The following is a 7,722-nucleotide window of genomic DNA, read 5'->3' as shown; positions in this document are numbered from 1 at the left end:
TGCGGCTGCCTTCGCTTTCGCTTTTGCCTTCTCCTCTTCCGATGTCGCTCCGCCTTCTGACGCTTTCTGCTTTGCTAGCGCGGCCGCTTTTGCTTTCGCTTTTGCCTTCTCCTCTTCCGATGTCGCTCCGCCTTCTGACGCTTTTTGCTTTGCTAGCGCGGCCGCTTTTGCTTTCGCTGCTGCGGCTGCCTTCGCTTTCGCTTTTGCCTTCTCCTCTTCCGATGTCGCTCCGCCTTCTGACGCTTTCTGCTTTGCTAGCGCGGCCGCTTTTGCTTTCGCTTTTGCCTTCTCCTCTTCCGATGTCACTCCGCCTTCTGACGCTTTTTGCTTTGTTAGCGCGGCCACTTTTGCTTTCGCCGCTGCGGCTGCCTTCGCCTTCGCTTTTGCCTTTTCCTCTTCAGATATCTCTCCGCCTTCTGATGCTTTCTGCTTTGCTGATGTGGCTGCTTTCAATTCCTCTATACTTAACTCACCATCTTTTGGTAGCGCTTTCTCTTTTTCTTCTTCTTGTACCTCATCTGTAGACATTTCCGCCTCATGTTTAGCAGCAAGCCGTTTCCGCGCTTCTTCTCTTGCATGTCTTGCGGCCGCTTTTTTCATATCCTCTATCTCTTTATTTGGATCGCTCATCTATTCGTCACCTGCTTTCCAGTCTTTGCTTCGTAACGAATCTTCTCTTTTAATTTATTAATCCCGTAAATTAAAGCAGCCGGGTTCGGGGGACACCCTGGAATGTACACATCTACCGGTACGATTTGGTCCACTCCTTTCACAACAGCGTACGAGTTCACATATGGGCCACCAGCTGTCGCGCAGGACCCCATCGCAATAACCCACTTCGGTTCTGGCATTTGATCGTATAAACGACGCACAATTGGTGCCATTTTCTTTGTCACTGTTCCTGAAACAATCATGACATCTGATTGTCTCGGCGATGTCCGGAAAAATGATCCAAACCGGTCTAAATCATAGTGAGACGAACCTACTCCCATCATTTCAATCGCGCAGCATGCAAGTCCAAATGTCATCGGCCATAAAGAATTACTACGCGCCCATCCCTTCACCTGCTCTAATGTTGTAAAGAAGATATTTCTCTCTAATTCCGCCCGTTCCTGTGGATGTAGCTCTTCGAAATTTATAGCCATTGTAACACCTTCTTTTTCCAAGCATACGCCAAACCAACGAGTAGCATAATGACAAAAATCAACATTTCAACAAGCGCGAACAAGCCAAGCTTGTCATATGCAACGGCCCACGGATATAAAAATACGGTTTCCACATCAAAAATGACAAACAATAATGCAAAAATATAATAACGAGCATGAAAACGAACATTTGCATCATGATAAGGCTCAATTCCACTTTCATACGTCGTTGCCTTCGCTGCACTTGGTTTATGTGGGCGCAGCAGCTTCCCTAACGTAAGAGCCACTACCGGCAGCAATATGCCCAATAGTAAAAAGATACCAACAATCATATAACTATTTTCATATACATTCGCCACCCTGAAACCCTCCCCTCTAAATTAAGAACAAGTTCACTTAGTAAACAATATGTCTCACCTGCATCATTTATTATTTTTAAATTTTTCTAAATAATGCAACTATTATCATCATTATAGCAAACTTCAAATTCCTATGTCGATATATTGGGAAAAAGAAAAACCAAGTAACATATGATAGGGTTACTCCTTTTAGTTACTTGGTGTACAGTAATTTAAACTAGTTAAATGATCACTTAAATCTCCTTCATTTTTACAATGCATCTTAAATGTGTAAGATAAAATATGACAACTGCAAATATTTTTCAAGTATTTCTCCAAAGACAAGATGCAATATATAAAGAAAAGGACAATATATACTCGTCTATATTGCAGGTGAACTCAGTGAAGTCAAAAAAAAGCAAACATGTAACCATCCTGATAGGATTTGTATCCCTATATCTGATGGTACACTATATCTCTTTACTCTTTTTGTCTGGATACTCGTTTCTATTTCAATTAATATCGAGCACAACTACCATTCTCCTCGATGTAATAATGTGTAGTTATTTACTCTACTTTTCATTGCGTGCAGATAAACATCCTTCTAAAATTTGGATATTGTTTACAATTAGTATAATCTTTTATAGCATTGGCGATATTATCGTTTCCTATCAGAGGCTAATTCTGCGTGACTATTATACGTTTGTTGATCCATCTGATATTTTTTATTTATTATTTATAATAAGTTTCGTATCCGCCTTTTTATACAAAATGATGTATAACAAAAATATATGGGAGAAACTCTTTACTATATGTGATATTTGCATCATTGTGACTGCCCAATTCACTTTAAGTTATTACCTTCTCATTGAACAAGCTATTCATATAGTTACCTTATCTCTTATCAACATGGGTATTCAAATTGTGTATCCGATGGCAAATTTATTATTTCTATTGATAGGAATTAACTTATTATTTCGGTCACTATCACTTATTTCAAAACAGGTTTCGCTACTACTTGGAAGTTCTCTTATTTTGTATGCAAGTATAGATTCTATTTATGCGTACATTAAATATTTCACACCAGAGTATTCCATGTTTACGGTCTCACCACTTTACCAAGCTGTACTAATGATGATTACGATTGCATGTGTACTTCACACAAAAAATATTAAGGAACATGATGAGCAAGTGCTTTTGACACCACAAGCCGGTAAAGCAATCCGTTTATTGCTACCATATATATCTGTTATTGTACTTAGTATATTTATATTAGTGGAGAACGTTTTTACACCCGCCTTAGTAACTGGGCTTATTGTTACATTTTTCTTTGTATTGATTCGTCATATGTTAGTACGAAGACAAAATAAAATGCTTTTACTAAAACAACTGCATTTCAGTCTAGAACTAGAAAAACAAATTGAATTGCGCACAGAAGATTTAGTGGATCAAAAAAATAAATTGTTTCAAAGTAAGCAAATGTTTCAATCTTTATATGAACATCATCCAGATCCAATTTTCACATTAGATTTATATGGGAATTTTTTAAATGTTAATAATGCTGGAACTACATTGCTTGACTATCAAACAAATGAGCTATTACTAAGACCCTGTCATTCCCTTGTTTATGAAAAGGATGCCCAAAAAGTAATTGATACCCTTCGTTATGTAAAACAAGGACATTCTACTTCTTTAGATATACGAGCATACCATAAAAACAGAGACATTTATTATTTACACGTTACAGCTGTTCCTATTATTTTAAAGGAACATATTACAGGAATTTATCTGATGATTAAAGACATTACAGAAAGCAAACAACAACAAGAGCAAATTAACTTCCTAGCATATCATGATACATTAACTGAACTAGCAAATCGCCGCGCTTTCCAAGAATACCTTGAATCTGCCATTATAAGAGCGAAAAAAGAAAAAGGTTCCTTTGCAGTTATGTTTCTTGACTTAGATCGCTTTAAAATTATAAATGATACCCTTGGACATCGGGTAGGAGACCTTCTCTTAATTGCTGTCGCAAAACGATTGCAACAAATTTCAAAACCAAATGTGAAGATTGCAAGGCTTGCTGGAGATGAGTTTACACTTCTCGTGGAAGACTATGAGGAGGACTCTGAAGTACAAAGAATTGCAGATAACATTTTATCGTCGATGAATGAACCATTTGAAATTGAAAATCATCTACTGCAAATCTCACCGAGTATCGGTATCGCTATCTATCCAGAAGATGGTGAAGATGCAATGTCTATTTTGCAGCACGCTGATATGGCGATGTATGAAACAAAACATAAAGGGAAAAACGGTAGTTCTTTTTATACAAAAGAACTGTATAAAAAGATGGAACGAAAAGCTAGAATTGAAAAAGACTTACCGCTTGCCTTAGCAAATCATGAATTCTCTATCGTCTACCAACCACAAATCGATGTCGTCACAAAAAAGATAATTGGTGCAGAGGCGTTAATTCGTTGGCAGCATCCGGACCTAGGAATGATCTCTCCATTCGAGTTCATTCCAATAGCGGAAGAAACGATACAAATGATCCCACTCAGTCACTGGATGTTAAAACAAGCTTGTCAACAACTACAAGTATGGCATAGATTCGGCTATTACGATTTAAACATGAGCGTTAATTTATCAGCAAAAGAATTTCAGCAGGATAACCTAATCGATGTAATTCTAAATATACTGCAAGAAACAAACTTAGAGCCCAAATTCTTAACACTCGAATTAACGGAACGAATCGCAATGATAGATGAAGAAAAAACTTTATTAAAGCTGAGACAATTAAAAGAATATGGAATTCGAACATCAATTGATGACTTTGGCACAGGCTACTCGTCACTTGCCTATCTATCTCTTTATCCAATTGATACATTAAAAGTTCCAAGAGAATTTACACAAATGGCGGAACATCGCAAAGAAGAAAAAGCGATTGTGTCAACAATTCTTTCACTTGCTAATACATTAAATCTCTCCGTTATTGCAGAAGGAATTGAAACGAAAGAACAACTCCAATTCTTACAAAACAATGGTTGTAAATATATGCAAGGCTATTATTTTAGCAAACCGTTAAGCGGTAAAGAATTTATGAAATTCCTACAAAAAACCCCAAGCATGAACAATTAATGTTTATGCTTGGGGTTTTTTTAGAAAGTAGTATCTTCTTTTTTATAATCATTATTTGAGATTTTCTCGTAAAATACCGCTGTTGTTGTATAGATATAAGGCATGAGCCATAGAATTCCAAATATAAATAGCAATCCAATTCCAAATAAAAATACTGTAAGTAAAAGTACTGAGAAGAACAGTAATATCCCCCAACCAATGAAGCTAAGCCATAAAAGAAATAAGTCCATTTTATGTCCTTTCATCATCTTCTTGCTTTCTTTCATTGCTTGTAAAGCAGAATACTCCGGATAATCTATCATGATGAAGTAAGTCATCGCATATGAAAAATATCTGATAGCGACGAAAACACATGATGCCAATAACAAAATAGCATATAAGCTTAGAATTCCAACATTATCAGTTTCTTCAAAAAACGAAGAAAAGCCTAACATTATACTAGGAATCCAACTACCTGTATATAAGAAAATGAAAAACATCGCTTTCGTAGCATGAAGCATTCTTCTAAATCCACGAAATCCTTCAAATAAAGAATCTATCGTTGCATTGCCTCTACGCAATTGCAAAATTGTATTACTATACCCATACAGAGTAATACCAGTAGATATACAATTAACAACATTTACTAAAATTACTAGTATGATAGTCAAAACGATAGAAATCGTAGAAAGACTTTCACTTTGAAAAGGATTTACCGATTCTTTTATGAAATCACTCAACAGTGAAAATGGCATTATTATAATAACCATTAACAAAAATCCTAAAATCCAATTTAAAATTAGATATAAAGAGGTTGCTCCAACACCAAGCCCCCATTTCCCCTTTAATGATTGTAAAGCTTCTCGTTTCATTTCACTAATCAATTTCTCATCCCCTTGTTCCATCAAAGTTGTAAAATTACTGTATTCATTACAACTTATAAGATTACTATTTTTCGATATTCTCTAAGCAGAAAACATAATGATTATACCATTTTTGGAAAAATTTTATGATATAAATTTCAGTTCTTTTCTAAGATTACTTTCCGAAAATATTAGAGTAAAAGAAAAAATCCGTAAAGGAATGAACCTTTACGGATTTTTTTATTTCATATCGGAAACGTTCAAACGGTTTACTGCACGCTGCAGCGCCAGCTCGGCACGCTTGAAGTCAACATGTACTTGTTTATCTTGCATACGTTGCTCAGCACGACGCTTCGCTTCGTTTGCACGATGAATATCGATATGGTTTGCTTCTTCAGCAGATGGTGCTAATACTGTTACTTTATCTGGACGAACTTCGATAAAGCCACCGCTTACCGCTACATAATCAGTGTGACCGCCATTTTTCAAACGAACCGCACTAATTTTCAGCGGTGCAACAGTTGGAATGTGACCTGGTAAGATCCCCATTTCCCCACTTTCTGCTTTCACGCTTACCATTTCTACTTCTTTTTCGTAAACCGGTCCATCAGGAGTTACAATACTGACTGGAAATGTCTTCATAATTCGTCCCTCCTAAGGCCTTACGCCATCATTTTCTTCGCGTTTTCGATAACTTCTTCAATACCACCAACAAGACGGAATGCATCTTCTGGAAGGTCATCATATTTTCCTTCTAGAATTTCTTTGAAACCACGAACTGTTTCTTTTACAGGTACATAAGAACCTTTTTGACCTGTAAATTGCTCCGCTACGTGGAAGTTTTGTGATAAGAAGAACTGAATGCGACGAGCACGTTGTACAACTAACTTATCTTCTTCAGAGATCTCATCCATACCTAAGATAGCGATGATATCTTGAAGCTCTTTATAACGTTGAAGAGTTTGCTGTACTTGACGAGCTACTTCATAATGCTCTTCTCCTACGATTTCTGGAGAAAGTGCACGAGATGTAGATGCCAATGGATCTACCGCTGGGTAAATACCCATTTGTGTTAAACGACGCTCTAAGTTTGTTGTTGCATCTAAGTGAGCGAACGTTGTAGCTGGTGCTGGGTCAGTATAGTCATCGGCTGGTACATATACTGCTTGGATAGACGTGATAGACCCTTTATTTGTAGATGTAATACGTTCTTGTAATTGACCCATTTCTGTTGCAAGTGTTGGTTGGTAACCTACCGCAGATGGCATACGACCAAGAAGGGCAGATACTTCAGAACCCGCTTGCGTGAAACGGAAGATGTTATCGATGAACAATAGTACGTCTTGTCCTTGCTCATCACGGAAATGTTCAGCCATTGTCAAACCTGTTAATGCAACACGTTGACGTGCACCAGGTGGCTCGTTCATTTGTCCGAATACCATCGCTGTTTTCTTGATTACGCCAGAATCGCTCATTTCGTGATATAAGTCGTTACCTTCACGAGTACGCTCACCTACACCAGCGAATACAGAAATACCACCGTGCTCTTGTGCGATGTTGTTAATTAACTCCTGGATTAATACTGTTTTACCTACACCGGCACCACCGAATAGACCGATTTTACCACCTTTAATGTATGGTGCAAGTAAGTCTACTACTTTAATACCAGTTTCAAGAATTTCTACTTTTGTAGATAACTCTTCGAACGCAGGTGCTTGACGGTGAATTGGATCACGGCGTACATCCGCTGCAACTTCACCATCTAAATCAATTGCATCACCTAATACGTTAAATACACGACCAAGTGTTGCATCACCAACCGGAACAGAGATTGGTTTACCAGTATCTTCTACTTCTGTACCACGAACAAGTCCGTCTGTGGAAGACATCGCAACTGTACGAACTGTATCATCACCTAAGTGAAGCGCAACTTCTAAAGTTAAGTTAACTGCGTCTTGTTTAATTCTAAGGGCATTGTAGATTTCAGGTAGCTTTCCGCCGTCAAACTTAACGTCTACAACCGGACCCATGATTTGCGTAACGCGCCCTTTATTCATCGGGTTCCCTCCTAGCTTTCTTTAAATTAGCCAGCTTTCTATGAGAGTCGGCTTTCATTTTTTATTAGTGTAGCTTGGGCGGCTCTTCCGAGAGAACCGCTTCCGCTTTTTATCAATCTAGCTCCGGTGGCTAGAACAGTCGGTCGTTTCGCACCTTCCTGCGAGGCAAAGAACGCCTCTTCGTCAGGAGCTCCAACGC

The 7,722-nt window shown here is 38.0% G+C and carries 6 protein-coding genes and 1 pseudogene; 1 reads left to right on the top strand and 6 read right to left on the bottom strand.

Translation table 11 applies throughout. The features are described from left to right. The 3 genes and pseudogenes from J4P91_RS08550 to J4P91_RS08540 form a co-directional block, all read right to left on the bottom strand. Window positions 1–630: pseudogene (locus J4P91_RS08550) on the bottom strand (NADH-quinone oxidoreductase subunit C); the annotation flags it as partial. Then, complete coding sequence (gene nuoB, locus J4P91_RS08545; RefSeq protein WP_017153544.1) at window positions 627–1,145, bottom strand: NADH-quinone oxidoreductase subunit NuoB; 519 nt, start codon at window positions 1,143–1,145, stop codon at window positions 627–629. The pseudogene J4P91_RS08550 and the gene nuoB, both read right to left, overlap by 4 nt. Beyond that, window positions 1,136–1,504, bottom strand: a complete 369-nt coding sequence (locus tag J4P91_RS08540; protein ID WP_000024631.1) for an NADH-quinone oxidoreductase subunit A — start codon at window positions 1,502–1,504, stop codon at window positions 1,136–1,138. The genes nuoB and J4P91_RS08540 overlap by 10 nt, the downstream gene beginning before the upstream one ends. A gap of 441 nt (window positions 1,505–1,945) precedes the next feature. On the opposite strand from J4P91_RS08540, the gene J4P91_RS08535 reads away from it, so the two are divergent. Then, complete coding sequence (locus J4P91_RS08535) at window positions 1,946–4,624, top strand: putative bifunctional diguanylate cyclase/phosphodiesterase (protein ID WP_207993606.1); 2,679 nt, start codon at window positions 1,946–1,948, stop codon at window positions 4,622–4,624. Window positions 4,625–4,644: 20 nt separating this feature from the next. Here the strand turns inward: J4P91_RS08535 and J4P91_RS08530 are convergent, their stop codons facing one another. The 3 genes from J4P91_RS08530 to atpD form a co-directional block, all read right to left on the bottom strand. After that, complete coding sequence (locus tag J4P91_RS08530) at window positions 4,645–5,487, bottom strand: DUF975 family protein (RefSeq protein ID WP_207993602.1); 843 nt, start codon at window positions 5,485–5,487, stop codon at window positions 4,645–4,647. Between the two features lie 219 nt (window positions 5,488–5,706). After that, window positions 5,707–6,108: a F0F1 ATP synthase subunit epsilon gene (gene atpC, locus J4P91_RS08525; protein WP_017153547.1), complete on the bottom strand. Its 402-nt coding sequence runs from the start codon at window positions 6,106–6,108 to the stop codon at window positions 5,707–5,709. 20 nt (window positions 6,109–6,128) lie between these two features. Continuing rightward, entirely contained in the window at window positions 6,129–7,523 is a 1,395-nt protein-coding gene (gene atpD, locus J4P91_RS08520; protein ID WP_017153548.1) for a F0F1 ATP synthase subunit beta, read from the bottom strand. Window positions 7,524–7,722 lie beyond the last annotated feature (199 nt).

This window comes from Bacillus sp. XF8 (assembly GCF_017498755.1).
GTDB classification, from domain to species: domain Bacteria; phylum Bacillota; class Bacilli; order Bacillales; family Bacillaceae_G; genus Bacillus_A; species Bacillus_A bingmayongensis.
This window is presented reverse-complemented; position numbering and strand designations above follow the sequence as displayed.